Origin of the sequence: Streptosporangium sp. OZ121 (genome assembly GCF_051918885.1) — a bacterium.
In the GTDB taxonomy this organism is placed as follows: Bacteria; Actinomycetota; Actinomycetes; order Streptosporangiales; family Streptosporangiaceae; genus Streptosporangium.
In genome coordinates this window covers 146,023-170,719 of sequence record NZ_JBPXMC010000003.1, presented here as the reverse complement: position 1 = coordinate 170,719, position 24,697 = coordinate 146,023, and the positions used below count along the sequence as shown (strand labels likewise).

General features: G+C 71.9%; 22 protein-coding genes and 1 tRNA gene. 12 read left to right on the top strand and 11 right to left on the bottom strand.

Annotated features, from left to right (window positions below):
* Positions 1–94: 94 nt before the first annotated feature.
* From ACTOQ1_RS08415 to ACTOQ1_RS08400, 4 genes are all read left to right on the top strand, one after another.
* Entirely contained in the window at positions 95–427 is a 333-nt protein-coding gene (locus tag ACTOQ1_RS08415; protein WP_440065666.1) for a hypothetical protein, read from the top strand.
* A gap of 7 nt (positions 428–434) precedes the next feature.
* Positions 435–1,643, top strand: coding sequence for a 3-hydroxybenzoate 6-monooxygenase (locus tag ACTOQ1_RS08410; protein ID WP_440065665.1), 1,209 nt, complete (start codon positions 435–437; stop codon positions 1,641–1,643).
* Positions 1,640–2,824 carry a chorismate synthase gene (gene aroC, locus ACTOQ1_RS08405; protein WP_440065664.1) on the top strand — a complete coding sequence of 395 codons (1,185 nt, stop codon included), beginning with the start codon at positions 1,640–1,642 and terminating at the stop codon, positions 2,822–2,824. The genes ACTOQ1_RS08410 and aroC overlap by 4 nt, the downstream gene beginning before the upstream one ends.
* Positions 2,825–2,938: 114 nt before the next feature.
* Complete coding sequence (locus ACTOQ1_RS08400) at positions 2,939–4,117, top strand: serine hydrolase domain-containing protein (protein WP_440065662.1); 1,179 nt, start codon at positions 2,939–2,941, stop codon at positions 4,115–4,117.
* 203 nt (positions 4,118–4,320) lie between these two features.
* Here the strand turns inward: ACTOQ1_RS08400 and ACTOQ1_RS08395 are convergent.
* Positions 4,321–4,394: transfer RNA gene (locus ACTOQ1_RS08395), tRNA-Lys, on the bottom strand.
* Between the two features lie 135 nt (positions 4,395–4,529).
* Between ACTOQ1_RS08395 and ACTOQ1_RS08390 the strand changes: the two genes are divergently transcribed.
* Both ACTOQ1_RS08390 and ACTOQ1_RS08385 read left to right on the top strand, forming a co-directional pair.
* On the top strand, positions 4,530–5,381 hold the full coding sequence (locus ACTOQ1_RS08390) for an AAA family ATPase (RefSeq protein ID WP_440065661.1): 852 nt from the start codon (positions 4,530–4,532) through the stop codon (positions 5,379–5,381).
* A gap of 145 nt (positions 5,382–5,526) precedes the next feature.
* Positions 5,527–6,897 carry a vWA domain-containing protein gene (locus ACTOQ1_RS08385; RefSeq protein ID WP_440065657.1) on the top strand — a complete coding sequence of 457 codons (1,371 nt, stop codon included), beginning with the start codon at positions 5,527–5,529 and terminating at the stop codon, positions 6,895–6,897.
* 19 nt (positions 6,898–6,916) lie between these two features.
* On the opposite strand, the gene ACTOQ1_RS08380 is transcribed toward ACTOQ1_RS08385, so the two are convergent.
* Entirely contained in the window at positions 6,917–7,654 is a 738-nt protein-coding gene (locus ACTOQ1_RS08380) for a nuclease-related domain-containing protein (protein WP_440065655.1), read from the bottom strand.
* Positions 7,655–7,878: 224 nt separating this feature from the next.
* Here ACTOQ1_RS08380 and ACTOQ1_RS08375 point away from each other — a divergent pair, with 224 nt between their 5' ends.
* Positions 7,879–8,481 carry a TetR/AcrR family transcriptional regulator gene (locus ACTOQ1_RS08375; RefSeq protein WP_440065654.1) on the top strand — a complete coding sequence of 201 codons (603 nt, stop codon included), beginning with the start codon at positions 7,879–7,881 and terminating at the stop codon, positions 8,479–8,481.
* A gap of 76 nt (positions 8,482–8,557) precedes the next feature.
* Here ACTOQ1_RS08375 and ACTOQ1_RS08370 read toward each other — a convergent pair whose 3' ends face one another.
* From ACTOQ1_RS08370 to ACTOQ1_RS08360, 3 genes are all read right to left on the bottom strand, one after another.
* On the bottom strand, positions 8,558–9,655 hold the full coding sequence (locus tag ACTOQ1_RS08370; RefSeq protein WP_440065653.1) for an acyl-CoA dehydrogenase family protein: 1,098 nt from the start codon (positions 9,653–9,655) through the stop codon (positions 8,558–8,560).
* Entirely contained in the window at positions 9,652–10,827 is a 1,176-nt protein-coding gene (locus tag ACTOQ1_RS08365) for an acyl-CoA dehydrogenase family protein (RefSeq protein WP_440065651.1), read from the bottom strand. Before ACTOQ1_RS08365 ends, ACTOQ1_RS08370 begins: the two co-directional genes overlap by 4 nt.
* A 177-nt stretch (positions 10,828–11,004) precedes the next feature.
* Positions 11,005–12,207: an acyl-CoA dehydrogenase family protein gene (locus tag ACTOQ1_RS08360; RefSeq protein ID WP_440065649.1), complete on the bottom strand. Its 1,203-nt coding sequence runs from the start codon at positions 12,205–12,207 to the stop codon at positions 11,005–11,007.
* A 76-nt stretch (positions 12,208–12,283) separates the two neighbouring features.
* Between ACTOQ1_RS08360 and ACTOQ1_RS08355 the strand changes: the two genes are divergently transcribed.
* Entirely contained in the window at positions 12,284–12,880 is a 597-nt protein-coding gene (locus ACTOQ1_RS08355) for a YdeI/OmpD-associated family protein (protein ID WP_440065647.1), read from the top strand.
* A 44-nt stretch (positions 12,881–12,924) separates the two neighbouring features.
* On the top strand, positions 12,925–13,527 hold the full coding sequence (locus ACTOQ1_RS08350; protein WP_440065646.1) for a GNAT family N-acetyltransferase: 603 nt from the start codon (positions 12,925–12,927) through the stop codon (positions 13,525–13,527).
* 42 nt (positions 13,528–13,569) lie between these two features.
* On the opposite strand, the gene ACTOQ1_RS08345 is transcribed toward ACTOQ1_RS08350, so the two are convergent.
* On the bottom strand, positions 13,570–14,148 hold the full coding sequence (locus tag ACTOQ1_RS08345) for a TetR/AcrR family transcriptional regulator (RefSeq protein ID WP_440065644.1): 579 nt from the start codon (positions 14,146–14,148) through the stop codon (positions 13,570–13,572).
* A gap of 73 nt (positions 14,149–14,221) precedes the next feature.
* Here ACTOQ1_RS08345 and ACTOQ1_RS08340 point away from each other — a divergent pair, with 73 nt between their 5' ends.
* The gene (locus tag ACTOQ1_RS08340; protein WP_440065642.1) at positions 14,222–15,469 is read left to right on the top strand and encodes an FAD-dependent oxidoreductase; all 1,248 of its coding nucleotides are present in this window, start codon (positions 14,222–14,224) and stop codon (positions 15,467–15,469) included.
* Between the two features lie 37 nt (positions 15,470–15,506).
* Here the strand turns inward: ACTOQ1_RS08340 and ACTOQ1_RS08335 are convergent, their stop codons facing one another.
* The 3 genes from ACTOQ1_RS08335 to ACTOQ1_RS08325 all read right to left on the bottom strand — a co-directional run bounded on the left by ACTOQ1_RS08335 (position 15,507) and on the right by ACTOQ1_RS08325 (position 18,959).
* Positions 15,507–16,367, bottom strand: coding sequence for a DMT family transporter (locus ACTOQ1_RS08335; RefSeq protein WP_440065640.1), 861 nt, complete (start codon positions 16,365–16,367; stop codon positions 15,507–15,509).
* Positions 16,368–16,540: 173 nt separating this feature from the next.
* The gene (locus ACTOQ1_RS08330; RefSeq protein WP_440065638.1) at positions 16,541–18,202 is read right to left on the bottom strand and encodes a pentapeptide repeat-containing protein; all 1,662 of its coding nucleotides are present in this window, start codon (positions 18,200–18,202) and stop codon (positions 16,541–16,543) included.
* A 391-nt stretch (positions 18,203–18,593) separates the two neighbouring features.
* Positions 18,594–18,959, bottom strand: a complete 366-nt coding sequence (locus tag ACTOQ1_RS08325) for a VOC family protein (protein WP_440065637.1) — start codon at positions 18,957–18,959, stop codon at positions 18,594–18,596.
* 388 nt (positions 18,960–19,347) lie between these two features.
* Here ACTOQ1_RS08325 and ACTOQ1_RS08320 point away from each other — a divergent pair, with 388 nt between their 5' ends.
* Positions 19,348–20,286 carry a DMT family transporter gene (locus ACTOQ1_RS08320; protein WP_440065635.1) on the top strand — a complete coding sequence of 313 codons (939 nt, stop codon included), beginning with the start codon at positions 19,348–19,350 and terminating at the stop codon, positions 20,284–20,286.
* A 49-nt stretch (positions 20,287–20,335) separates the two neighbouring features.
* On the opposite strand, the gene ACTOQ1_RS08315 is transcribed toward ACTOQ1_RS08320, so the two are convergent.
* The gene (locus ACTOQ1_RS08315; RefSeq protein ID WP_440065634.1) at positions 20,336–21,127 is read right to left on the bottom strand and encodes a class II aldolase/adducin family protein; all 792 of its coding nucleotides are present in this window, start codon (positions 21,125–21,127) and stop codon (positions 20,336–20,338) included.
* Entirely contained in the window at positions 21,124–22,275 is a 1,152-nt protein-coding gene (locus ACTOQ1_RS08310) for a lactate 2-monooxygenase (protein WP_440065633.1), read from the bottom strand. Before ACTOQ1_RS08310 ends, ACTOQ1_RS08315 begins: the two co-directional genes overlap by 4 nt.
* A 208-nt stretch (positions 22,276–22,483) precedes the next feature.
* Between ACTOQ1_RS08310 and secA2 the strand changes: the two genes are divergently transcribed.
* Positions 22,484–24,685, top strand: a complete 2,202-nt coding sequence (gene secA2, locus ACTOQ1_RS08305) for an accessory Sec system translocase SecA2 (protein ID WP_440065982.1) — start codon at positions 22,484–22,486, stop codon at positions 24,683–24,685.
* The last annotated feature ends 12 nt before the right edge of the window (positions 24,686–24,697 follow it).

The following is a 24,697-nucleotide window of genomic DNA, read 5'->3' as shown; positions in this document are numbered from 1 at the left end:
GTAATAGATGAAAAACGAACAATGGCCGTGAATCCGGGGGACAAAACACCGGAGACAGCGGCACGAAGAATCGAATTCCGGAGGTGTCAAGCGTATGCAGGCCGCGATCGTCTGGTGGGATCTGCGGGACTCGGACCAGACCGTCGAATCGCTCCGCGCGTTTCTGCGCGACGAGGCGGTGGACCGGTTCGCCACGATTCCCGGCCTGCGCCTGAAGTTCTGGATCTCCGACCGGAGGAGCGACCGCTGGGGCGCCGTGTTGCTCTGGGAGTCGGCGGAGGCCGCGGCGGTTCCGCTGCCGGCCAGGGCCGCCGAGCTGATCGGATTCCCGCCCGTCCAGCGCTCCGTCTTCGAGGTGGAGGCCACCACCGAGGGCATCTTCGACATCGCCGAACTGGCGGGCCGTGGCCTGGCCCTGGAGGGATGACGAGGACATGGCGAAGATTCTCATCGCCGGTGGTGGCATCGGCGGCCTCGCTGCGGCGCTGAGCGTCGCCGATCGGGGACACCGGGTGACCGTGCTGGAACGCCAGGCCACGTTCGCCGAACTGGGCGCGGGCATCCAGCTGGGGCCGAACGCCTTCCACGCGCTCGACCGCCTCGGGGTCGGCGAGGCCGTGCGCGACCGGGCGGTCTTCATCGACGAGCTGCGCTTCATGGACGGCACGACGGGCGAGCGGGTGGCCAGCATGCCGCTGACCGGCGCCTACCGGGGGCGGTTCGGCAACCCGTACGCGGTGGTCCACCGGGGCGACCTGTACCAGCCGCTGCTCGACGCCTGCCGCGCGTCCGGCGACATCGAGCTGCTCGGCGGCCGGGCGGTCACCCGGTACGAGCAGGGCCCGGCCGGTGTCACCGCCGTCACGGACGCGGGAGAGCGGTTCACCGGCGCCGCCCTCGTCGGGGCCGACGGCATCCGCTCGGCCGTCCGCCGGCAGCTCGTCGGGGACGGCGGGCCCCGGATCTCCGGGCACACCATCTACCGTTCGGTCATCCCCATGGAGAAGGTCCCCGAGGAGCTGCGCTGGAACACCGTCACCCTCTGGGCGGGCCCGAAGTGGCACTTCGTCCACTACCCGATCGGCGGCGGCAGGTTCCTGAACCTGGCCGCCACCCGGGACGACGGCGCCCGCGAGGAGGTGACCGGCGAGCCCGTGGACAGGTCCCATGTGCTGGGCGAGTTCCCCGGCCTGAGCGACACGGCCCGCGACCTGCTGGAGCTGGGCGAGGAGTGGAGGACCTGGGTCCTGTGCGACCGCGACCCTGTCGACCGCTGGACCGACGGGCGGGTCGCCCTGCTCGGCGACGCCGCGCACCCGATGCTGCAGTACGCCGCCCAGGGCGCGTGCATGGCCCTCGAGGACGCGGTGGTGATCGGCAGGCTGCTCGACTGGGACGAGGACGCGATCCCGCAGCGCCTGGAGAAGTACAACGCCGAACGGCGCGAGCGCGCGGCGAGGACCCAGCTGGTGGCCCGCGAGCTGGGGACGCGGCTCTACCACCCGGCGGGCGCCGAGGCTCGGGCGCGCAACGAGATGCTGTCCTCCCTCACCGTGGACGACCTGCACGACAGGGTGGCCTGGCTGCACGGGGCCCGCGACTTCAGCCGCGCTCTCAGCCTCAGCGCGGGAGCGTCCCGATGAGCAGGCTGCGCTGGCTGACCGCCGGGGAATCCCACGGACCCGCCCTGGTGGCGACCCTGGAGGGGCTGCCCGCCGGCGTGCCGGTCACCACCGCGATGCTGGCCGACGCGCTCGCCAGGCGGCGGCTGGGGTACGGCCGGGGCGCGCGGATGAGGTTCGAAAAGGACGAGGTGACCGTCCTCGGCGGCGTACGGCACGGGCTGACCCTGGGCTCACCGGTCGCGATCATGGTGGGCAACACCGAGTGGGCCAGGTGGGAGCAGGTCATGGCGGCCGACCCGGTCGCCCCCGAGGCGCTGGAGGGACTGGCCCGCAACGCCCCCCTGACCCGGCCCCGGCCCGGCCACGCGGACCTGGCGGGCATGCAGAAGTACGGTTTCGCCGAGGCCAGGCCGATCCTGGAGCGGGCCAGCGCGCGGGAGACGGCGGCGCGGGTCGCGCTGGGCGCGGTGGCCCGTTCCTACCTGCGGGAGACGGCCGGGATCGAGCTCGTATCGCACGTCGTGGAACTGGCCTCCGCCAGGGCCCCCGGCGGGATCCTCCCCACCCCCGGGGACGCCGGGAGACTGGACGCCGACCCGGTGCGCTGCCTGGACGCGGACGCGAGCAAGGCGATGGTCGCCGAGATCGAACAGGCCCACCGGGACGGTGACACGCTCGGCGGCGTGGTCGAGGTCCTCGCCTACGGGGTCCCCGTGGGGCTCGGCTCCCACGTGCACTGGGACAGGCGTCTGGACGCGCGGCTGGCGTGCGCCCTGATGGGCATCCAGGCGATCAAGGGTGTCGAGGTCGGGGACGGCTTCGAGCTGGCCCGTACGCCGGGGTCGAGGGCGCACGACGAGATCGTGCCGACGAGCGAGGGCGTCAGGCGGGCCTCGGGGCGTTCGGGCGGGACCGAGGGCGGCCTGAGCACCGGCGAACCGCTGCGGGTGCGGGCGGCGATGAAGCCGATCGCGACCGTGCCCCGGGCCCTGGCCACCGTGGACGTCACCACCGGCGCCCCGGCGCGGGCCCACCACCAGCGGTCGGACGTGTGCGCGGTCCCGGCGGCCGGGATCGTGGCCGAGGCGATGGTCGCGCTCGTCCTGGCGGACGCGGTGGCGGAGAAGTTCGCCGGGGACTCGGTGGCCGAGACCCGCCGCAACGTCCGGGGCTACCTCGACCACCTGCCCGTCGGCTGACGACCGAGGTAGCGCCAGCTGTACCAGGAGTCTCCAGCTCGCGGGATCGAAGCGATGATCTCCCCCGCGACATGCTTCAGGGGTCGGCAAGTGACCCTCGAACAAGGAGTTCCGATGTACAAGCCCTCCTCCCCCCGCTCCCGCCTCCTCGCCTGCGGGCTCGCCACGATGATCGCCGTCGGCACCGTCGCCGCGCCGGTCGCGGCGACGGCCTCCGCCTCGGCGTCGGCCTCGGCGTCCACGGCCGCCGGTTTCGACGACGGCGTGCAGAAGTCACTCGACGGGCTGATCGGCAAGGAGTTCCCCGGCGCGCTGGCCTCGGTGCGCGACATCGACGGGCGCGTCACCGGCTACACCGCGGGCGTCGGCGACCTGGAGACGCGGGAGGAGGTGCCGGTCGACGGCCGGGTGCGCACCGGCAGCAACACCAAGACGTTCGTCGCCACCGTCGTGCTGCAGCTCGTCGGCGAGGGAAAGATCAAGCTGGACGGGCCGGTCGAGAAGTACCTGCCCGGGCTGGTCCGCGGCAAGGCCGGCGACGGCCGTGAGATCACGGTTCGCCAGCTCCTCCAGCACACCAGCGGCCTGCCCAACTACACCCGCTACATGCACCAGGACTTCTTCGAGATCCAGCACCGCTATGTCGAGCCCAGGGACATGATCGACGTGGCGCTGCGGCACAAGGCGTCGTTCAGGCCGGGCAAGGGCTGGGAGTACAGCAACACCGGCTACCTGCTGCTCGGCCTGGTCGTGCAGAAGGTCACCGGCCGGCCGATCGCCGAAGAGGTCACCAGGCGGGTCATCGACCGCGCCGGGTTGCGTGACACCTACTGGCCGGGCGTCGGCGACCAGACCATCAAGGGCCCGCACCCCCGCGGCTACACGGTCAGGAAGCCCAAGGGCGAGTTCGTCGACATCACCACGATGGACCCGTCCTGGGGCGGCGCGGCCGGCCAGCTCATCGGCACCCCGAACGACCTCAACACCTTCTTCCTCGCCCTCCTGGACGGCAAGCTGCTCAAGCCCGCGCAGCTGGCGGAGATGAAGAAGACGGTCAAGGCCCCCGGGTTCCCCGAGGGATGGCGGTACGGGCTCGGCGTGGTCAAGATGAAGCTGAGCTGCGGCGACACCGCGTGGGGCCACGGCGGCGACATCGACGGCTACGAGACTCGCGACGCCGCCACCACCGACGGCCGGGCGGCGGCGGTCGCGGTGACCGCCCTGCCCAGCACCGAGGCCGGGGCCCTGAAAGTCATCAAGGTCGTCGACGACGCCCTCTGCGCCGCCAAGTAGCGCCCTCCCCGGCTGCCCGGAGCCGCTGTCGCCCCTGCGCCGCCCCGGCGGCACGCGGGGGTGCCGGCGTTTCGGAAAGCCGCCCGGTCACCCGGGTACGGACACCGGCCGGATGGTTCCGTACGAGCGCACCCGGGCCAGGAAACGACTGTGGGCATCCCCGCCGGTGGCGAGAATGCCCATGTCATCGACCTAAATCAGGGTGCGCCGCCAGGGACTCGAACCCCGGACCCGCTGATTAAGAGTCAGCTGCTCTAACCAACTGAGCTAGCGGCGCTTGAAGCCCTTGAAGAATAGCGCACATCGGGCGGCGCTTCGAAATCGGCGACCGCCGCCGGCCGAAGGCGATCGCGAGCCGGAGACGATCACCGGCTAAGCTAGAACAACATTCGGTCCTGTACTGGGAGCACACATGTGGTTCGCCTCACCGAGCGACGCCGGCGAGCGGCTCGACGCCGTCGACTACCTCCCCGACGACTCCATCTCGACCTCGGTCTTCCTGGCGGGAGCGCTCGGCAAACCACTGCTCGCTGAGGGGCCCGCGGGGGTGGGCAAGACCCAGCTCGCCAAGGCCGTGGCGGCGACGACCGGGGCCCGGCTGGTCAGGTTGCAGTGCTACGAGGGGCTGGACGAGGCCAGGGCGCTGTACGAGTGGAACTACAAGAAGCAGCTGCTGCGCATCCAGGCCGGGCAGGGCGAGGACTGGGACGCCACGCACGACGACATCTTCACCGAGGAGTTCCTGCTGGAGCGGCCGCTGCTCGCGGCGATCCGGTCGGAGACGCCGACGGTCCTGCTGATCGACGAGATCGACAAGGCCGACGTCGAGGTGGAGGGGCTGCTGCTGGAGATCCTGTCCGACTACCAGGTCACGATCCCCGAGCTCGGCACGATCGCCGCCGTACGGAAGCCGTACGTGGTGCTGACCTCCAACGCGACCCGCGAGCTCTCCGAGGCGCTGAAGCGGCGCTGCCTCTACCTGCATCTGGAGTATCCGACGCCGGAGCGCGAGCGCGACATCGTGCTGGCCCAGGTGCCCGCGATCGAGGCGAGCCTGGCCGAGCAGCTCGCCCGCACGGTCGCCACCCTGCGCGCCCTGGAGCTGAAGAAGTCGCCCTCGATCGCCGAGACGATCGACTGGGCCAACACCCTGATCGCGCTGGGCAGGACCGAGCTCGACGAGGCGGCGATCGGAGCCACCCTCGGCGTCGTCCTCAAGCACGCCTCCGACCAGACGCGGGCCCGCAAGGAACTCGCGCTGTGACCGGCCCCCTGGTCGACAGCGTGGAGAGCCCCGCGACCGGCACCGCCCGCACGGCCCCGGGAACCGGGAGGGCCGCGACCGGCGTCCCGAACGGCCCGGCACGCGGGGTTCCGGGCGATCCGGTCCACGCGACGGGAGGCCGGAGGTGAGCCTGCTCGACCGGCACGTGGGGTTCGTGCACGCGCTGCGCGAGGCCGGGCTGCCGGTGTCTCCGGCCGAGGGCCTGGACGCGGCCAGGGCGCTGGCGGTGATCGACCTGGCCGAGCGGGAGTCGCTGCGGGCCGCGTACGCCGCGACGCTGGTCAAGCGGCCCTCGCACCGGCCGGGCTTCGACACGCTGTTCGACCTGTGGTTCCCCGCCTCGACGACCGGCCTGCGGGCGCCGCGCGCGGCCGAGCCGGACCTGCCGGGCCTGCCGGACCTGGAGACCGCCGAGGTCTCCGAGCTGCGCGGCCGGCTGGCCGGGCTGCTGCTGGGCGCCGAGGGGATGAACGAGTTCGCGCGGGCGATGGTGGAGCGCTTCGGCCGCCGGCCCGCGGGCCCCGGCAGGCAGAACTGGTTCTCCTACCCGGTGATGCGGGAGCTCTCTCCCGAGACGCTCATGGCGCGGCTGCTCGCCGAGGTCCTCGCGGGCCGGGAGCGCGGCGGGCTGGCGGAGAGGGTCGCCCGGCAGCGGATCGGCGAGAACACCAGGCGCTTCGAGGACGCCGTCTCCGCCGACGTGCGCCGCCGGATCGCCGAGGACTCCGGGATCGAGCGGATCGCCCGCTCCGCGGTACGCCCGCCGCTCGAACAGCTCGACTTCCTGCGGATCACCAAGGCCGACCTGGCCAGGCTCCGCCGGGAGGTCCACCCGCTCGCCCGCCGCCTCGCCGCCCGGCTGACCGTCAAGCACCGGCTCGGCCACCGTGGCCGCCTCGACTTCCGCAGGACCGTACGGGCCTCGCTGTCCAGCGGCGGGGTGCCGCTCACCACCTTCAACAGGCCGCGCCGCCCGCACAAGCCCGAGCTGGTCGTCCTGTGCGACACCAGCGACTCGGTCGCCTCCTTCGCGCATTTCACCCTGCTGCTGACGTACGCGCTGCGCGAGCAGTTCACCAAGGTCCGCGCGTTCGGGTTCGTGGACACCGTGGACGAGATCACCCGGTTCTTCGTACCGGGCGCCGACGTGGTGGAGGCGATGACCCGGCTGGCGAAGGAGGCCGACATGGTGCGGTTCGGCCGGACCGACTACGGCCACGCGCTGGAGCGGTTCGCCGAACGGTACGGCGACGCCATCGGGCCGAAGACGTCCCTGCTCATCCTGGGCGACGCCCGGTCCAACTACCAGCCGCCCGCGCTGGAGACGCTGAGGCGACTGGCCGGGGATGCCCGGCACGCCTACTGGCTCAACCCGGAGCCGACCGCCCAGTGGGACAGCGGCGACTCGCTGGCGACGGCGTACGGCGGGATCGTGCCGATGTACGAGTGCCGGAACGCCGCGCAGCTGGCGGCCTTCATCGAGGCACTCGTCTGAGAGAACGCGGCGGGCGCGGTCAGCTCATGCGGCGCAGCACCCGGGCGGCGGTCCTGGCGAGGACCTCGACCTGGGCGTCGTCGAAGTCGGCCCGTGGCCCCTTCTGGATCCAGCGCGCGACCAGGCGGGGCTTGAGAAGGGTGATCCCCTCCGCGGTGACCGACCGCCTGATCTCCCCGCCGTGCACGGCGATCAGGGGCTCGATGGTGACGGGGATGCCCGATTCGCGGGAGAGGATCTCGGCCAGCGACTCGGAGACCTCGACGAGTGCCTTGGCCACCTTCGTGCCGTACTTCTCACCCAGGAACAACCGGTCGCCGTACCGGGCGATCTCGGTGTCGGGGTCCCACGCCTCGTTGTCCACCACCCAGACGCCACCGGGGCCGATGACGAGGTGGTCGACCGAGGCCTTGCCCGGGACGGCCCGGCCTTCGAGGATGTGGTAGCCGTCCTTGCGCAGCTTGCGGCGGAGCAGCTTGCCGGTGATGACCTCACCCCGGCGCCTGCCGCGCCAGACGGCGGTGGCGTCGTACTCCCGCCAGGTCAGGAACGCGTCCCCTGCGGCGACGAGCAGGCCGCACAGCAGCCCGAGGATCGGCGGGGACAGGTCGAACCGGTAGGCGAGCGCGACGCCCACCGCCAGGCCGGCCACCGCCTTGACCGCGCGCATCTTCCTGCGCTGGGTGGCTTCCTTGATCCAGAACTGCTCGTACATGACCTGCGGCGACAGGCCGTGGACCTGGTCGACTGGCGTCACGTAGATAGATCCGCCCGGCATAGCGAACCCCCATGGCTAGAACGGTCGGGAAGGATGGGAGGGGGGATCTGCCACGCTGAAGATCCTTAGACTATGAAATACCCGATCGGGGGCTCCAGCTATCCCTGGATCGCGAAGGTGACGCAAGTAACACACATTCGCCAGCCATCAGCGGCGCAACCGACCAGTCGGTATGCTTTCCCTCACCACACCATGGGGGACGCATGACTCAGGACCAGGAGCCGGTACGGCAACGCCTGCTCAGCGAGGCCACACGTCTGTTCGCCGAGCGAGGCTTCGAGAGTACGTCAGTGCAGGAGGTCGTCTCGGCGGCCGGCGTCACCAAGGGCGCCATGTACCACTACTTCGACTCCAAGGACGACCTGCTCCACGAGATCTACGGGCGCGTGCTGCGCCTGCAGATGGAGCGGCTGACCCACTTCGCCGACGGCCCGGGGCCGGTGGCCTCACGCCTGCACTCCGCCGCCGCGGACGTCGTGACGACCACGGTGGAGAACCTGGACGACTCCAAGATCTTCTTCCGCTCGATGCACCTGCTCGCGCCCGACACCCGCAAGGTCGTCCGCGCCGAGCGGCGCAACTATCACGAGCGCTTCCGCGACCTGGTGACCGAGGGGCAGCGCGAGGGCACCTTCAGGAGCGACGTCCCCGCGGACATCGTCGTCGACTTCTTCTTCGGCTCCGTCCACCACCTGGGCACCTGGTACAGCGCGGAGGGCGCGCTCTCCGGTCCCGAGCTGGGGGCGCACTTCGCCGACCTGCTGCTCACCTCGCTGCGACCGGACCGGCCGGCACTCCCCGCGTGACCCTCCGCCCGAGCGGGGCGACGAACTCCACGACGCCCCCCGGCACGGAGCCGGGGGTCATCGTGCCGGCACACGGTCAGGCCGGACCGGGCAGGTCCGCGAGGGCCGCCACGGCCTCCCGGTGGGCGCCGGGGGTGCCGAACGCGATCTCGGTGGCCTTGGCGCGCTTGAGATAGAGGTGCACCGGGTGCTCCCAGGTCATCCCGATCCCCCCGTGGAGCTGGACGCTCTCCTCGGCGACGTGCACCGCCACCTCCGAACACCACGACGCGGCCACCGCCGCCGCCAGCTCGCGGTCCCGGATCGCCTCCTCGGAGGGCACGCCGGAGTCCGCGGCCAGCAGGTCGGCCGCGTTCCTCGCGGCGGCGCGGGCCCGCACCACGTCCAGCCAGAGGTCGGCCATCCGGTGCTTGATCGCCTGGAAGGAACCGACCGGCCGGGCGAACTGGTGGCGCTCCTTGATGTAGGAGAGCGTCGTGGTCAGGCACCACTCGGCGACCCCGAGCTGCTCGGAGGCGAGCAGGCCGGCACCGAAGTTCAGCACCTCCCGCACGTCGAGCCTGCCGATCGCCTCACCGGCGGGGGTGTCGGAGAACGTGACGGTGGCGACCGGCCGCGTCAGGTCGAGCGACGGCACCACGTCGATCCGGACGTTCGCCGCCTCCACCTGGAAGAGCGCCGTCCCGACGGGCACCAGCAGCACGTCCGCCACGTCCGCGCCCGCCACCGCCCTGATCTCCCCGTTCAGGACCCCGTCCGTGACGGTGACGGTCTCCGGCAGCGGCCGGTACGGCGAGGCCGACAGCGGCACCGCGAGCGCCGCCGTCGTCTCCCCCGAGGCGAGTTCCTGGATCAGGTCCTCCTCGCCGACCCGCAGCAGGGCCTTGGTGGCGAGCACCGAGCTGGTGAGGAACGGCAGCGGCGCCACCGCCCGCCCCAGCTCCTCCAGCACCACCGCGACCTCCCGCGCCGACGCCCCCGCCCCGCCGTAATTCTCCGGCACGAGCAGGCCCGCCACCCCGATGTCCCGGGACAGCGTCTTCCACAGGTCCATGTCGTACGGCGCGTCGGACTCGGCGCGCTTCAACACGGCGTCGGCCCCGCAGCGGTCCGCGAGAAGATCCCGCACGGAGGCGCGCAGTTCCTCTTCTACCTCGGTGTACAGGAGGGTCATCGCGGAAGGTCCTTCCAGGGCACGTCCTTGTCGACGCGGGGTTCCGAGGGGAGGCCGAGCACGCGCTCGGCGATGATGTTGCGCAGGATCTCCGAGGTGCCGCCCTCGATGGAGTTGCCCTTGGCGCGGAGGTAGCGGTATCCGGGGCCCCGGCCGAAGAAGTCGACGCCGTCGGAGCGGCGGAAGGTCCAGTCGTCGTAGAGCAGGCCCTCCTCCCCGCGCAGTTCCACGTCCAGCCCCGACAGGGCCTGGTTGAGGTCGGCGAAGGCGAGCTTCATGCCGGAGCCCTCGGGTCCGGGCTGCCCGGCGGAGAGCTGCTCGCGCAGGCGCGTACCGGCCAGGCGGGTCACCTCCGCCTCCACCCACAGGCGCAGCAGGCGCTGGTGCAGGTCGTGGGTGCGAAGCTCGGGCCGGGAGCGCCAGGTGTCGGAGACCAGGCCGACCACGCCGCCGCCCCGCCGGACCGGCGCGCCGCCGATGGCGACCCGCTCGTTCATGAGCGTGGTCTGCGCGACCCGCCAGCCGTCGCCGACCTCTCCCAGCCGCAGGTCGTCACCGAGCCGTACGCCGGTGAGGAAGACCTCGTTGAACTCGGCCTCGCCGGTGATCTGCCGCAGCGGCCTGACCTCGACCCCGGGGGCGTGCATGTCGCACACGAAGTAGGTGAGCCCCCGGTGCTTGGGCACGTCCACGTCGGTCCTGGCGACCAGGATCGCCCAGCGGGAGTGGTGGGCGCCGGAGGTCCACACCTTCTGCCCGTCCACCACCCACTCGTCGCCGTCCCTGACCGCGCGGGTGCCGAGCGTGGCCAGGTCGGAACCGGCGCCGGGCTCGCTGAAGAGCTGGCACCAGACCTCCTCGCCCGTCCACAGCGGGCGCAGGAACCGCTTGCGCTGCTCGTCGGTGCCGAACGTCAGGATCGTGGGCGCCGCCATCCCCAGCCCGATCGTCTGCAGCCCGGGATTGATCTGCGGCGTCCCCTCCAGCTCGCGCTCCACGACGCTCTGCAGCTCGCGCGCCGCTCCGAGCCCGCCGAGCCCCTCGGGGAAGTGCACCCAGGCCAGCCCGGCGTCGAACCTGGCCCGCAGGAACTCCAGCCGGTCCCCGGCGGGGTCGTGCCCGGCCAGGAACGCGGCAGCGCGCTCCCTGACCGCCTTCTCGTCCAGCGCCACGAACGCTCCCTTCGTCGATCTCCATCGATCCTCGTCGACCTGTGTCGACCTTCGCCGGCCTCCGCCGAGCCTCGTCGGCCGTCAGCCGACCGTCATCGGTTCGCGCGCCCCGCGCCTCCGGGGCGCCCCGGCCCCCTCGCCACCCCGGGTGTACGGGATGACGGGAGCGACGCCGGGTCACATGTGTTTTTTGAGCTCCCGGTAGGCCAGGGAGCGCTTGTGGACCTCGTCGGGCCCGTCGGCGAGCCGCAGCGAGCGGGCGCCGGCCCAGAGGCCGGCCAGCGGGAAGTCCTGGCTGACGCCTCCGGCGCCGTGGGACTGGATCGCCTTGTCCAGGATCCACTCCACGTCGCGCGGAGTGGCGATCTTGATGGCCTGGATCTCGGCGTGGGCGCCCCGGTTGCCCACGGTGTCCATCAGCCAGGCGGTCTTCAGCACGAGCAGGCGGAGTTGCTCGATCTTCACCCGCGACTCGGCGATCCAGTCCTGGACGACACCCTGCTGGGCGATCGGCTTGCCGAACGCGTTCCGCGACAGGGTCCGGACGCACATCATCTCGACGGCCCGCTCGGCCATCCCGATCAGCCGCATGCAGTGGTGGATACGGCCGGGCCCGAGGCGGGCCTGGGCGATCGCGAAGCCGCCGCCCTCCTCGCCGATCAGGTTGTCGACCGGCACCCTGGCGTCCTCGAACACGATCTCGGCGTGCCCGCCGTGGTCGGAGTCGGAGTAGCCGAAGACGTGCATGCCCCGCTTGACGTGCATGCCGGGCGTGTCGCGCGGCATCAGGATCATCGACTGCTGCCGGTGCGAGGACGCCTCGGGGTCGGTCTTGCCCATCACGATGAAGATCTTGCAGTTGGGGTTCATCGCGCCGGAGGCGAACCACTTACGGCCGTTGACGACGTACTCGGAGCCGTCCCTGACGATCGACAGCGCGATGTTCGTGGCGTCGGAGGACGCGGTGTCGGGCTCGGTCATCGCGAACGCCGACCGGATCTCGCCACGCAGCAGCGGTTCCAGCCACTCCTTGCGCTGCCACTCGCTGCCGAACATGGAGAGGACCTCCATGTTGCCGGTGTCGGGGGCGGCGCAGTTGGTCGCGGTCGGGGCGATCCTCGGCGAGCGGCCCATGATCTCGGCCAGCGGCGCGTACCGCAGGTTGGTCAGGCCCGCGCCGTGCTCGCCCGGCAGGAAGAGGTTCCACAGGCTTCGCCTGCGCGCCTCCTGCTTGAGATCCTCCATCAGCGGCGGAGTGGCCCACCCGCTCTCGGCGGCCTGGGCCTCGAAGGCCTCCTCCACCGGATACACGCACTCGTCCATGAAGCCGAGCAGTCGTCCCCGCAGTTCCTCGGTCTCGGCGTCGAACGCGAAATCCATGGCCCCTCCTCACGGTCTCCCGTGAGGGTACCGACCGGACGGTATGTCTGTCGACAGGCCCTCTATGCTCGACCCCATGGACCCCGCCTTCTTCGCCACCCCCGAGGAGTTCCGCGCCTGGCTGGAGGCGCACCACGAGACCGAGAAGGAACTGCTGGTGGGCTTCTTCAAGAAGGGCACCGGCCGCCCGAGCATGACCTGGCCCGAGTCCGTCGAGCAGGCCCTGTGCTTCGGCTGGATCGACGGCGTCCGCAGGACCGTCGACGCCGAGAGCTACAGCATCCGCTTCACGCCGCGCAAGGCGCGCAGCACGTGGAGCGCGGTCAACATCGCCAAGGTCGCCGAGCTGACCGAGCGCGGCCTGATGCGTCCCGCGGGCCTGCTCGCCTTCGCGCAGCGGACCGAGGACAACTCGGTGATCTACTCCCACGAGCGGGCCGAGGAAGCCGCGCTGGACGAGGAGCAGGCGCGCCGCTTCCGGGCGGAGGCGGCGGCGTGGGAGTGGTTCCAGAGCCAGCCGCCCGGTTATCGCAGGACCGCGCTGCACTGGGTGACCACCGCGAAGCGGCCCGAGACGAGGGAGAAGCGTCTCATCCGGCTGATCGAGGACTCCGCGTCGGGACGCAGGCTCACGCAGTTCGAGCGCCGAGTGGTTCCCGGGAACACTCCCTGATTGGACCTTCGAGCAGGTCCGCCGCAGGTTCTAGGGTCGTCTCCATGACCGCGAAGATGCCCGTTCCCGTCGTCCTCGAAGGCGAGACCGTACGGCTGGAGCCGCTGACCGGCGGCCACCTCCCCGACCTGTTCCTGGCCGGTGGCGGCGACGACGAGGTGTGGCGCTGGATGCCCGCCCCGACCCCGCGCACCGAGGCCGAGCTGGCGGAGATCGCGGTACGGCTGATCGAGACGCCGGACCACGTGCCGTTCGCGGTGATCCTGAGGGAGACCGGCCGCGCGGTCGGCTGGACCACCTACATCGACACCCCCGGGTACGCCGACAGCATCGAGATCGGCTGGACCTGGTACGGCAGGTCCGTGTGGCGCTCCGCGGTGAACACCGAGTGCAAGGTCCTGCTGATCGACCACGCCTTCGACGAGCTGGGCGTGAACCGGGTCCAGCTCAAGACCGACAACCTGAACGTCCGCTCGCAGGACGCGATCAGGCGCCTCGGCGGCGTCGCCGAGGGCACCCTGCGCCGCCAGCGCCGCCGTGCCGACGGCACCTGGCGCGACACGGCCTATTTCAGCATCCTCGACGACGAGTGGCCGGCCCACCGCGCCCGCCTCACCGGCCTGCCCCGCCTGCCCCGCAGTTCGTGACCTACGGACCCTCACGGCCGAGCCTGCCCCGCAGTTCGTGACCTACGGACCCTCACGGCCGAGCATGCCGCGCAGGAGTTCCCTGACCCCCAGCCGGAGGTCCTCCAGGGTCGGTTCCGCTCCGGCGCCGATGACGGCGTCGAAGATCACTCCCTCGCTGAAGGCGATGATCTGGCGCCCGTGCCTTACCGGGTCGGACGACCCCGCGGCGGAGAGGATCGCGACCGCGGGGGCGCGGAAGCGCTCACCCGCCCTGTCGTAGATCCTGCGCAGCTCGGGGCGGCGGGTGGCCTCGAGGGCCAGCTCGTAGCGGGCGACCGTCCGGCGGCGGCCGACGGTCAGCTGTGTCCAGAGCGCCTGGGCCGTCATCTCGGCGAGGGCTTCGACCACGTCCGGCGCCGGAGACTCGAGGATCGGCGCGAACGCGGCCGACTCCAGCTGGGTGAGCCGCGCGAGGGCCAGCTCCAGGAGCGCGGACCGGGTGCGGGCCAGGTTGGAGGTCGACCCCGGTGGCAGACCCGCCGCCTCGTCCACGGCTCGATGGGTCAGGCCGCGCATTCCCCGATCCGCCAGCAGGGCGATGGCGGTGTCGGCGACGAGCTCCGCGCGTTGGGACTTCACCCTTCGATACTACATTTGTAGTTCAACTACAGGCGTAGTAATATCCACTACATCCGTAGTAAAGGAGAAGGTCATGGCACGTGCGGTGGTCATCGGAGCGGGCATCGGCGGGTTGACGGCGGCGGTGGCGCTCCAGCGGCGGGGCTGGGACGTGACGGTGTTCGAGCGGGCGGCGTCCTTGGAGCCGGTCGGCTCGGGGCTGGCCGTCGCCGCCAACGCGCTCAAGGCGCTCGACACGATCGGGGCCGGTGACGAGATCCGCAAGCTGTCGGCCGTCCAGGGCGCCGGCGGCGTCCGGCGCTCCGACGGCAGGTGGCTGATGAGGACCAGCGTGGAGGCCGCCTCGGCGCGCAACGGCGGCGACTCCGTGGTGCTGCTGCGCCGCGCGGACCTGGTCGACGTGCTCTCCTCCCACCTCGAACCCGGCACGCTCCGGCTGAACACCGAGGTCTCGGAGGTCGACCCGGAGAGCGGTCTGGTGACCCTCCCCGACGGGCCGGCGGAGGCGGACCTGGTGGTGGCGGCCGACGGCATCCACTCTCCCGTCAGGTCGGCGCTGTTCCCCGGCCACCCCGCCCCCCGCTACGCGGGCGTCACCAGCTGGCGGGTGCTCATCCCCGCCGAGGGCGTCCCCGGTCAGGCGTACGAGAGCTGGGGGCGGGGCAAGGTCTTCGGCGTCATGCCACTGGCCGGGGGCACCTCCTACTGCTACGCCACCGACACCGTCCCGGCGGGCGGCGGTGTCGGTGGCGGTGGCGGTGACCAGCTGGCCGAGCTGCGCCGGCTGTTCGGAGACTGGCACTCCCCGATCCCGGAGCTGCTCGCAGCGGCCTCGCCGGAGAAGGTCCTGAGGAACGACGTCCACTACCTCGCCACCCCGCTGCCCGCCATGCACCGGGGCAGGGTCGCCCTGCTGGGCGACGCCGCGCACGCCATGACCCCCAACATGGGTCAGGGCGCCTGCCAGGCGATCGAGGACGCGGTGGTGCTGGCCCACGTGGTCGGCGATGGCGGGAGGTTCACCGGCGGCACCGGCGCGGACGGCGGAAGCGCCGTGTCACCGGCCGGAAGCGGCGGACCGGCCGACGGGAACGGCGGGAACGGCGGGAACGACGTGCTGGCCGGCTACACCGCCGCGCGGCTGGAGCGTACGTCCAGGATCGTGGCCCGGTCCGCGGCGATCTGCCGTGTCACCCGGATGCGCGGCCCGCTGGCCGTACGGCTGCGCGACACGATGATGGCGCTCAGCTGGCGGCTCGCCCCGTCGAGCGTGAACGGCGCGATGGACGAGGTGTTCGGCTGGACACCGCCCTCCGCCTGACCCCGCCTGATCCGGCTGACCCCGCATCGTTTCGCGACTACCGCGCGACGCCCGCCTTCTCGCGCACCGTGGCGGGAACCCCCTGGTCGGGGGAGAGCCGCCCCAAGGTGATCGTCCCCCAGACGAGCAGCGCGGCGGCGCCGAGAGCGGGGATCACGTTCAGCCAGCCGCTGGGCACCGCCTCGTCGAGCAGGAGCGCGCCCGCGAGGATCGAGGTGATCGGGTCGACGATCTGGACCGCGGCGTAGGAGATACCGAAGTAACCCACCTCGTAGGTCTTCTGCAGCAACACGACCGCGCAGACGAGCAGCACGGGGATGGCCACCGTGAACCAGTTGAGCAGCGTGCTCAGGTCCCCGTCGAAGTTGCCGCCCACCACCCGGACGAAGGTGGAGACGCTGGCCGTCACCGCCCCCGCGCCGACCGACAACGCGAGCGCGTGGGCCGAGCCGGTCATCTTCCTGGCCAGCAGATGGGTCACCAGCACGACCAGCCCGACGCAGCCGAGGAAGCCCAGCGCCTCCTGGTTCGTCATGTGGGGTTTCACGGGGTGCGCGGGGACCAGCAGCAACAGCCCGAGCAGCCCGACGGCCACCGCGGCCGACCCGACGATCTCCGCCCGGTGCGGGCGCCTGCCGTGCAGCATCGCCGCCAGCGGCACCGCGAACACCAGTGTCGCCACGCTGATCGGCTGCACCGCGATCAGCGGCGCGAAGCTGAGGGCGACGGCGTGCAGGGACGCCCCGGTGAAACCGATGACGCCGCCGATCCACCAGCGGGGCCGCTTCATCAGCTTCAGCGACGCGCCCTCGGAGACCGCCTCGAACTGCTGGAGCGCGGCTCCCAGGGCGTATCCCAGCGCGCCGACCAGGGCGATCGATATCCCGACCCAGGTCATCGCCACCTCACATAACGGACGGGGCATCCGGAAAGAAGCGATTCACGGGTCATCCCGCAAGCTTAAGGCGCACGGCGAACGGGTAGGGCCCTTCTTCTGCCTGTACGAGATGCGGCGAGGCGTCGTCCGGCCGGTGCCGACGAGATCGACGCTCCCTCCGGCGGGAAACACCCTCACGAACCGGCATTCCGGACATGACCGGCATCCTGGCCATCGGTCCGGATCCGATCGGCACCCCGACCGCCGTCACCGGTCCGGGCGGCGGCGGGCTCGCCGGGCCGGGAGTCCGCACGGCCCTCGGAGTCCTCGGAATCCTCGGAGTCCTCGGGGTCCTCGGGGTCCTCGGGGTCCTCGGGGTCCTCAAGGATCTCGGAGTCCTCAAGGACGAGATGCGCGGTGCCGAGGCCGTCATCGCCGGGCCGGGAGTCGTCGGGGTTCTCGCGTTTCTCCTGGTTCTCGCTGGCCTCCCGGACCAGATGCGCCGTGCCGGAGCCGTCGTCGCGGGCGGCCTCCCGCCAACCGGCGGGCCAGGATCGCCGGCCGGCGGGAGCCTCCCGTACCGTCGCCTCCCAGAAGGCGGGCGCGGTCGTGAAGACGGTCTCGCCGAAGGACGTCCCTCCCGCGAAAGTGGCCTGGCGGAAGACCGCCTCGTCCTCGAACACGGCGTCGCCGAAGAGCACGGTCCCCTCGAAGGTGGTCCCGCGGAAGAGAGCCCTGTCCCTGAAGACGGCCCGGTTGAAGAACGCCTCCCGCTCGAACGTGACCCCCCTGAAATCCGCCCGGAGGGCGAACACCGCCTGCCGGAACACGCTCTCGTCCTTGAACACCGCGCCCTCGAAGCCCGCCTTGTAGTTGGCCTCCCCCCAGGCCGCCCTGCCGCTGAAGACCGCTCCCCCGAACACCGCCACGCCCCCGAAGACGGCCCTGTCGAAGCGGGCGAACCCCTCGAACCTGGCTCCGCCGAACCCGGCCCGGCGCATCCGGCAGTCGACGAACCCCAGCTTCACGAGCCACGCGCCCGTGAGGTCGACGTCGATGTCCGGCCAGAACGTGGCGGGCCTGACCGGCTCGGACGCGCTCCAGCGCAGGTGGTTCCTGAGGATCACCTGGGCCGTGGCGCGCACCTGGAGTTCCTGCGGGTCGATGGTCTCCTCCCGGTCGGCGGGCTCCGCCTCCCCCGGCGCGGCCGGGGGAGGCGGCATCCGGAGATAGGCGCAGATCACGTCGACGACCGTCTGGCGGTGTTCGGGATTGTCCTGCGCGACGCGTTCCAGGGCGTACAGGCCGGCCAGGCGCACGGCGGCCTTGTCGTGCCCGAGTTGGTCGGCCGCCTTGGTGTAGAGCTCGGTCACGCGCCGCTCGCCGGCGTCGTACTCCTGGTAGGCCTGCGTACGCTCCCCGAGCCACTGGCGGCGCACGCCCAGGAGGAGCGCCACCAGTCCCACGGCCCCGGCGCCCACGGTCAGGCCGGTCTTCACCGCGTCCAGGCGCATCTCGACGCGCTTGGACGCGTCCGGCGCCGTGTCCGCGAGGAACAGCAGGACGGCCGTGGCGCTCCACATGGACACGACGATGAGCACGACGCCGGCGAGGACCCACCACCAGGACAGGACGCGCAGTGCCGCGCGGTCGTCCCGCCGGGGACGCGCCAGGGTCAGCCCGGCGCCCACCCCCGCGAGCACCGCGGCCACCAGGGCGAGCAGGCCGGGCAGGGGCACGTAGGCCGCCAGGTCCGGTGCCCCGGCCCGGCTCGCCACCAGCGCGACCGTCGCCACCGCCCCCGCCGCGACGAGTGAGATCACGCCGACCGTCCCGCGCCGGGGATGCCGCCTCATCAATCCTCCTCGGGGTGGGGACCTCCGCCTTCGGACGAGCCTCAGACGAGGGAGAACGGGCTCTCCGTCCCCTCCGGGGAGGGGAGAGTCCTGAAGGCAACTCCAGCGCATCCCTCCCGGATCGTCCAGTCGTCCGGAGGAACGCCCTGCCCCCGCCCCCTGGCTCCGGGCGTGCTCCGGGCGGGCTCCGGGCGGGGTCACCCTGCCCGGGACCCGCACGGCTGGTGATCACCCCGGGCCTGGACGCGAACGGTGCCCGGGTCCGGGGTGTCCACACGGCCGGCGGTCTCCCCGTGCCCGGCGGAGCCCGGACGGCCACCCGGCCCGAAGGTGCCCGCACGGCCGGTGGTCACCGGCCGGTGGTCACCGGCCGCTGGTCACTGGCCGCTGGTCACTGGCCGCTGGGCGGGCAGACGCAGAACAGGTGCCCCTCGGGGTCGGCGAGCACGACCCACTTTCCCTCGCCGGGCTGGAAGTCGGGCCGGGTGGCTCCGAGCTCCAGGTAGTCCCGGATGGCCCCTTCCAGGTCGGGCACGCGGACGTCCAGGTGGAACTGCTTGTCGGGCCCCGGCCACGCGGCCGGCTTGCGGTCGAGGTTCTGCTGGAAGTAGATGCTCATCGTGCCGTCGCCGATACCGGCGTAGGTGTCCTCCGCGTACTGGATCTCGTAACCGAGGACGGCCGCGTAGAACTCGGCCAGCCGCTTGGGCTCGGCGCAGTCGATGTTCACGGCGAGAAGCTGTGCTGTCGTGGTCATGGAGCGATCGTCGCGCCCATACCTGTCAGCTGCTGTCACGTTTGCCGGAACAGTTCGCGGGGCCAGCCCGGGTACCGGGACAGGCACAAGCACCGGCTCGGGCACAAGCACCGGCACGAGCACGGGCGCGGGCACGGGCACGGGGCGTCGGCGCGGTTCCCGGCACGGGCGCCGGAGCGCGGGCCGGAACGGCTGGCGGTCGGGATAAGTGGTGGCCGCCGTGAGGAGAGCCTGGCTAGGGTGACTCCGTGTTCCTGATCGTTGCCCCGCCGACCGCCCCCTAGCGGGCGGCCCTCTCTCCTGACGACCGGACCCGAGCGGTCCGGTGGGTGCTTGCCGTCCGCATACGTGCGACCTGACGACGACCACCTCATCTGGAGAGATCTCCATGACGCATGTCTCCGTACGGCGGGGCCTGCTGTACGTGTCCATCGCGGCGACCGCCTGGGGCACCGGCGGCGCCGCCGGCGCGCTGCTCCACCAGACGGGCGGGCTCGGCCCCGTCGCCGTCTCCTTCTGGCGGTTCGCCGCCGGAGCCGCCGTGCTCCTGCTGGCCAGGCTCCTGTTCGGCCTCGGCGGGCCCCGGCCCGCCGGACCACTCACCACCGTCCGGCGGGCCCGCCTCGCCCGGCGGGGCTCGGTGCTCGGGCGGGTTTTGGTCACCGGCGTGGCGATGGCCGTCTACCAGACGGCCTACTTCGCGGCGATCGCCGAATCGGGCCTGGCCGTGGCCACCGTGGTCACGATAGGCGCCACCCCCGTCCTGGTGGCCGCGGGCGGGCGGCTGCTGCTGGGCGAGCGCCTGGGCGCCACCGGGCTGGGCGCGGTCACGATCGCCCTGACCGGCCTGGCCGTGCTGACGCTCGGCGACGGGTGGGCGGCCTTCTCGGCGGCCGGTGTCGGCTGGGCCCTGCTGTCGGCGGCCGGGTACGCGGGTGTGACCCTGCTCAACCGGGCCTCCACCGACGAGCCGTACGCCACCGCGACGGGCGGCTTCGTCGTCGGCGGGCTCTGCCTGCTCCCCGTCGCGTCGGCCCAGGGCCTGCTGCCCTCCGGTGACCCGCTCGTCTCCTGGGCGGTCGTCGCCTACCTCGGTACGGTGCCGACGGCCCTGGCCTACGGGCTCTTCTTCACCGGCCTCGCCGCGGTACGCGCCACGACGGCCGCCGTGATCTCCCTGGTGGAGCCGGTCGGCGCGGCGATCCTGGGGATCCTGCTGCTCGGCGAGCGGCTCACCCCGGCGACGGCGTGCGGGAGCGTCCTGCTGCTCGGCGCGGTCGCCCTGCTCGCCCTGAAGGAGAGAGGACAGGCGCCCGTCCCGGTGTGATCGGGGGGCGGGCCCCGTACGGGAAACCGTACGGGGCCCGCGCGGGGCGTCAGCCGAACAGGTCGGGTTCGGTGGCGACGATCTGGTCGTACAGGGGCTGGAAGTTGATCCAGCCGACCGTGTCGTTGCCGATCTGGCCGTGGGTGAGCTTGGCGTTCTCGTGGGTGATCTGGACGGTGGGCCCCGCGGCCTTGGCCAGGAGCTGGGCCTGGCACGAACGCTCCATCGTGATGAACCACCAGGCGGCGGCGTCCACGCTGTCGCCCACCGTCAGCAGCCCGTGGTTGCGCAGGATCACCGCCTTGTGGGAGCCGAGGGCCTGGGCGATGCGGCGGCCCTCCTCGGTCTCCAGGACGACACCGGTGTAGTCGTCGAACAGGGCGTGGTCCTCGTAGAAGGCGCAGGCGTCCTGGGTGAGCGGTTCCAGGAGCGTGCCGAGCGACGACAGCGCCTTGCCGTGCACCGAGTGGCTGTGCGCGGCGGCGACCACGTCCGGCCTGGCCTGGTGGACCATCGAGTGGATCGCGAAGGCGGCCTGGTTGACGTGGTGGCGGCCGTCGACCACCTGGCCCTCGTGGTTGACGAGGATCAGGTCACCGACCTTGATGTGCTTGAACGACATGCCGAACGGGTTCACCCAGAAGTGGTCGGTGTGCTCGGGGTCGCGGACGGTGATGTGCCCGGCCACCCCCTCCTCGAAGCCGAACCGGCCGAACAGCCGCAGCGCCGCGACCAGGCGTTCCCGGCGGTGGCGGCGTTCCTCCTCCACGGTCTCGAACTTCCGCGGGAGCCGGAAGGTGAGCTGGTCACCGGGAACGGGCCGCAGGTCGGACAGGCTCACAGTGCCTCCAGGGCGGAAGGGTCGAGATCGGCGGGGCGGCTGTGGCCCGCCAGGCCGAGAGTGAGATCGAGCTCGGCGAGCAGGCCGCGCACCACGTGGCGCACGCCCTCCTCGCCGCCCGCGGCCAGGCCCCAGACGTACGGCCTGCCGAGGAGCACGGCCCGCGCGCCGAGGGCGAGGGCCTTGACGATGTCGGAGCCGGTGCGGACGCCCGAGTCGAAAAGCACGGTCATCCGGTCGCCCACGGCCGCCGCGATCGCGGGGAGCGCGTCGAGCGAGGCCGTGGCGCCGTCGATCTGGCGGCCCCCGTGGTTGGAGACGACCACGCCGTCCATGCCCGCGTCCGCGGCGCGCAGGGCGTCGTCCACGTGCTGGACGCCCTTGAGGACGATCGGCCCGTCCCAGTTGTCGCGGAGCAGGGCCAGCTGGTCCCAGGTGTGGGGGCGGCCGTTGAACATCGGCACCCACTGCATGATCGCCGCGTCGAGGTCCTCCTCGACCGGGCGGGCCAGCCTGGCGCGGAACACCGGGTCCGACAGCGGGATCGCCAGGCCGGTCCCGCGCAGGAACGGCAGGTAGGCGTGGTCGAGGTCGTGCGGGCGCCAGGCCAGGGTCCAGGTGTCGAGGGTGACGACCAGGGTGTCGTAGCCGTTCTTGGCGGCCCGGTCGAGCAGGCTGAGCGTGACCTCGTCGTCGTGCGGCCAGTAGAGCTGGTACCACCGGGGGCCGTCGGCCTCGGCCACCTCCTCCAGCGTGTGGGACGAGGCGGTGCTCAGCACCGTGGGAATGCCGAGCGAGGCGGCGGCCCTCGCGGTGGCCAGCTCGCCGTCCGGGTGCACGATCGACTGCACCCCTATCGGGGCGAGGGCGAGCGGCGCGGGATAGGTCCTGCCGAACAGCTCGACGGCGAGATCCCTGACCGGGACGTCGCGCAGCATCCTGGGCACGATCCTCCGGCGGTCGAACGCCTCGCGGTTGGCGCGCTCGGTCGCGCCGGTCCCCGCGGAACCGGCGACGTACCAGTACGGTCCCGGGTCGAGCCGCTCGCGCGCGACCCGCTCCAGCTCGGCGACGGACGTCGAGTACGGGGGCGGGGTCCCGACCAGGCCGTTGAGGTAGATCTCGTACTGGTAATCGGAGAAGGCCATGTTCCAAGCTTTGTGGTGATCATCCTGGATGTCCACGGCTTGTTGGCTAAAATCGCCTCCGACTTATCCCGCTATGGCGTGACAAGTCACCGGTGCCTCGGAAATCTGGCGGGAGCACCCCGATCCTGAACGGCCGATCTTTGCACCACAATGTGCGGAGAGACGGAACGCGAGCCCGGGGACGGGCGTTGGAGGGAACGTGGCCTCGATTACCCAGCTCTTCAGGCGGTTCCTCGAACGCCCCGGCACCATCGACCTCTCGAAGTTCGAGAAGGTCGTCGCGGAGGCCGGGACCCGCGAGGAGCGGATCCGCGCGCTCGACGAGCTGCCCACGCCGTCGGCCGACGACCTTCCCGAGTTCTGCGCGATCATGCGCGAGGCCGCACGCCGCGCGCTCGACCTGCGGCCGTACGACGTGCAGCTGGTCGGCATGCTGGCGATGCTGTCGGGAAACGTCGCGGAGATGGCCACCGGCGAGGGCAAGACCCTGTCCGGCGCGATGGCCGCCGCCGGATACGCCCTGCAGGGCAAGCGCGTCCACGTCATCTCGGTCAACGACTACCTGGCCCAGCGTGACGCCGAGTGGATGGGCCCCCTCTACGCCGCGCTCGGCGTCTCCTGCGGCTGGATCGGCCAGAACTCCACGCCCGGCGAGCGTCGGGCGGCCTACGCGGCGGACGTGACGTACGGCTCGGTCAGCGAGATCGGCTTCGACGTGCTGCGCGACCGGCTGAGCACCGGCGTGGACGACCTGATCGTGCCCGCGCCGGCCGTGGCGCTGATCGACGAGGCCGACTCCGTGCTGGTCGACGAGGCCCGGGTGCCGCTGGTGCTGGCCGGCGCCGCCGACCCCGGCGACGCGGTCCCGGAGATGGCCGTGCTGGTCAGGCAGCTGGTCAAGGGTTACCACTACGAGCTCGACGACCAGGCGCGCAACGTCCACCTGACGAGCAAGGGCATCGACACCGTCGAGCAGGCGCTCGGCATCGACCTCTACGACACCCCCGCCACCCTGACGGACGTCAACCTCGCGCTGCACGCGCACGCCCTGCTCACCAAGGACGTCGACTACATCGTCCGCGACGGCAAGGTGCACCTGATCAACCCCTCCCGGGGCCGGGTGGCGCTGCTGCAGCGCTGGCCGGACGGGCTGCAGGCGGCGGTGGAGGCCAAGGAGGCGCTCTCGCCGTCGGAGACCGGCGAGATCCTCGACTCGATCACCGTCCAGGCGCTGATCACCCGTTACCCGGAGAAGTGCGGCATGACCGGCACCGCGGTGGCGGTCGGCGACCAGCTGCGGGAGTTCTACGACCTCAAGGTCGCCGTGATCCAGCCCAACCGGCCGAACGTGCGGATCGACGAGCCCGACCGCCTTTTCGAGTACCGCATGGAGAAGGACCTCGCGCTGGTCGAGGAGATCGTCGAGGTGCACGCCACCGGCCGGCCGATCCTGATCGGCACCCTGGACGTGGCCGAGTCCGAGCGCCTGGCGCTCACCCTGAGCGGGCGCGGGCTGGAGTGCGTGGTCCTCAACGCCAAGAACGACGCCGAGGAGGCGGCCATCATCTCCCGGGCCGGGGAGCGCGGCGCGCTCACGGTCTCCACCCAGATGGCCGGGCGCGGCACCGACATCCGCCTCGGCGAGGGCGTCGACGAGCTCGGCGGCCTGTACGTCATCGGCTCGGGCCGGCACACCAGCAGCCGCCTGGACGACCAGCTCCGCGGGCGCGCGGGCCGCCAGGGCGACCCCGGCGGCTCGGTCTTCCTCGTCAGCGGCGAGGACGAGCTGATCACCCACTACGTCGCCGACGAGTACGCCAAGGGCGTGCCCGAGCACTCCCTCGTGGGCCACGCCCAGCGGGTCGCCGAGGGCGTCAACATGGAGATCCACCGCAACACCTGGCGCTACACCCGGCTGCTGGAGCGCCAGCGCGGCCAGCTGCTGGAGCGCCGCGACCGGGTCCTGCGCGGCAGGGTGGCCGGCGAGGCGCTGGCCGCGGCGGCCCCCGAGCGGTGGGCGGAGCTGGCGGAGAGCGTCGGCGAGGACGTGCTGCACGAGGCGGCCCGCCAGATCGTGCTGTTCCACCTCGACCGCGGCTGGGCGGACCACCTGGCGTACCTGGCGGAGCTGCGGGAGGGCATCCACCTGCGGGTCCTCGGCAGGCTCAACCCGATCGACGAGTTCCACAAGGACGCCGTCCCGGCGTACCAGCGTCTGCTGGCCGAGATCGAGTCACGCTCGGTCGAGACCTTCGAGACCGCCTCCGTCACCGAGGAGGGCCTCGACCTGGAGGGCGCGGGCCTCAAGCGCCCCACGGCCACCTGGACCTACCTCGTCCAGGACAACCCCTTCGGCACCGAGTGGGACCGCATCCTCAACCGCCTCGCCACCAAGGTCCGCCACCGCTGACCAGGATCACCC

Excerpts from the sequence above, each read along its gene's own strand:
- ACTOQ1_RS08415 (WP_440065666.1), top strand. The coding sequence starts at position 95 with ATGCAGGCCGCGATCGTCTGGTGGGATCTGCGGGACTCGGACCAGACC.
- ACTOQ1_RS08410 (WP_440065665.1), top strand. The coding sequence starts at position 435 with ATGGCGAAGATTCTCATCGCCGGTGGTGGCATCGGCGGCCTCGCTGCG.
- aroC (WP_440065664.1), top strand. The coding sequence starts at position 1,640 with ATGAGCAGGCTGCGCTGGCTGACCGCCGGGGAATCCCACGGACCCGCC.
- ACTOQ1_RS08400 (WP_440065662.1), top strand. The coding sequence starts at position 2,939 with ATGTACAAGCCCTCCTCCCCCCGCTCCCGCCTCCTCGCCTGCGGGCTC.
- ACTOQ1_RS08390 (WP_440065661.1), top strand. The coding sequence starts at position 4,530 with ATGTGGTTCGCCTCACCGAGCGACGCCGGCGAGCGGCTCGACGCCGTC.
- ACTOQ1_RS08375 (WP_440065654.1), top strand. The coding sequence starts at position 7,879 with ATGACTCAGGACCAGGAGCCGGTACGGCAACGCCTGCTCAGCGAGGCC.
- ACTOQ1_RS08370 (WP_440065653.1), bottom strand. The coding sequence starts at position 9,655 with ATGACCCTCCTGTACACCGAGGTAGAAGAGGAACTGCGCGCCTCCGTG.
- ACTOQ1_RS08360 (WP_440065649.1), bottom strand. The coding sequence starts at position 12,207 with ATGGATTTCGCGTTCGACGCCGAGACCGAGGAACTGCGGGGACGACTG.
- ACTOQ1_RS08355 (WP_440065647.1), top strand. The coding sequence starts at position 12,284 with ATGGACCCCGCCTTCTTCGCCACCCCCGAGGAGTTCCGCGCCTGGCTG.
- ACTOQ1_RS08350 (WP_440065646.1), top strand. The coding sequence starts at position 12,925 with ATGACCGCGAAGATGCCCGTTCCCGTCGTCCTCGAAGGCGAGACCGTA.
- ACTOQ1_RS08340 (WP_440065642.1), top strand. The coding sequence starts at position 14,222 with ATGGCACGTGCGGTGGTCATCGGAGCGGGCATCGGCGGGTTGACGGCG.
- ACTOQ1_RS08335 (WP_440065640.1), bottom strand. The coding sequence starts at position 16,367 with ATGACCTGGGTCGGGATATCGATCGCCCTGGTCGGCGCGCTGGGATAC.
- ACTOQ1_RS08330 (WP_440065638.1), bottom strand. The coding sequence starts at position 18,202 with ATGAGGCGGCATCCCCGGCGCGGGACGGTCGGCGTGATCTCACTCGTC.
- ACTOQ1_RS08325 (WP_440065637.1), bottom strand. The coding sequence starts at position 18,959 with ATGACCACGACAGCACAGCTTCTCGCCGTGAACATCGACTGCGCCGAG.
- ACTOQ1_RS08320 (WP_440065635.1), top strand. The coding sequence starts at position 19,348 with ATGACGCATGTCTCCGTACGGCGGGGCCTGCTGTACGTGTCCATCGCG.
- ACTOQ1_RS08310 (WP_440065633.1), bottom strand. The coding sequence starts at position 22,275 with ATGGCCTTCTCCGATTACCAGTACGAGATCTACCTCAACGGCCTGGTC.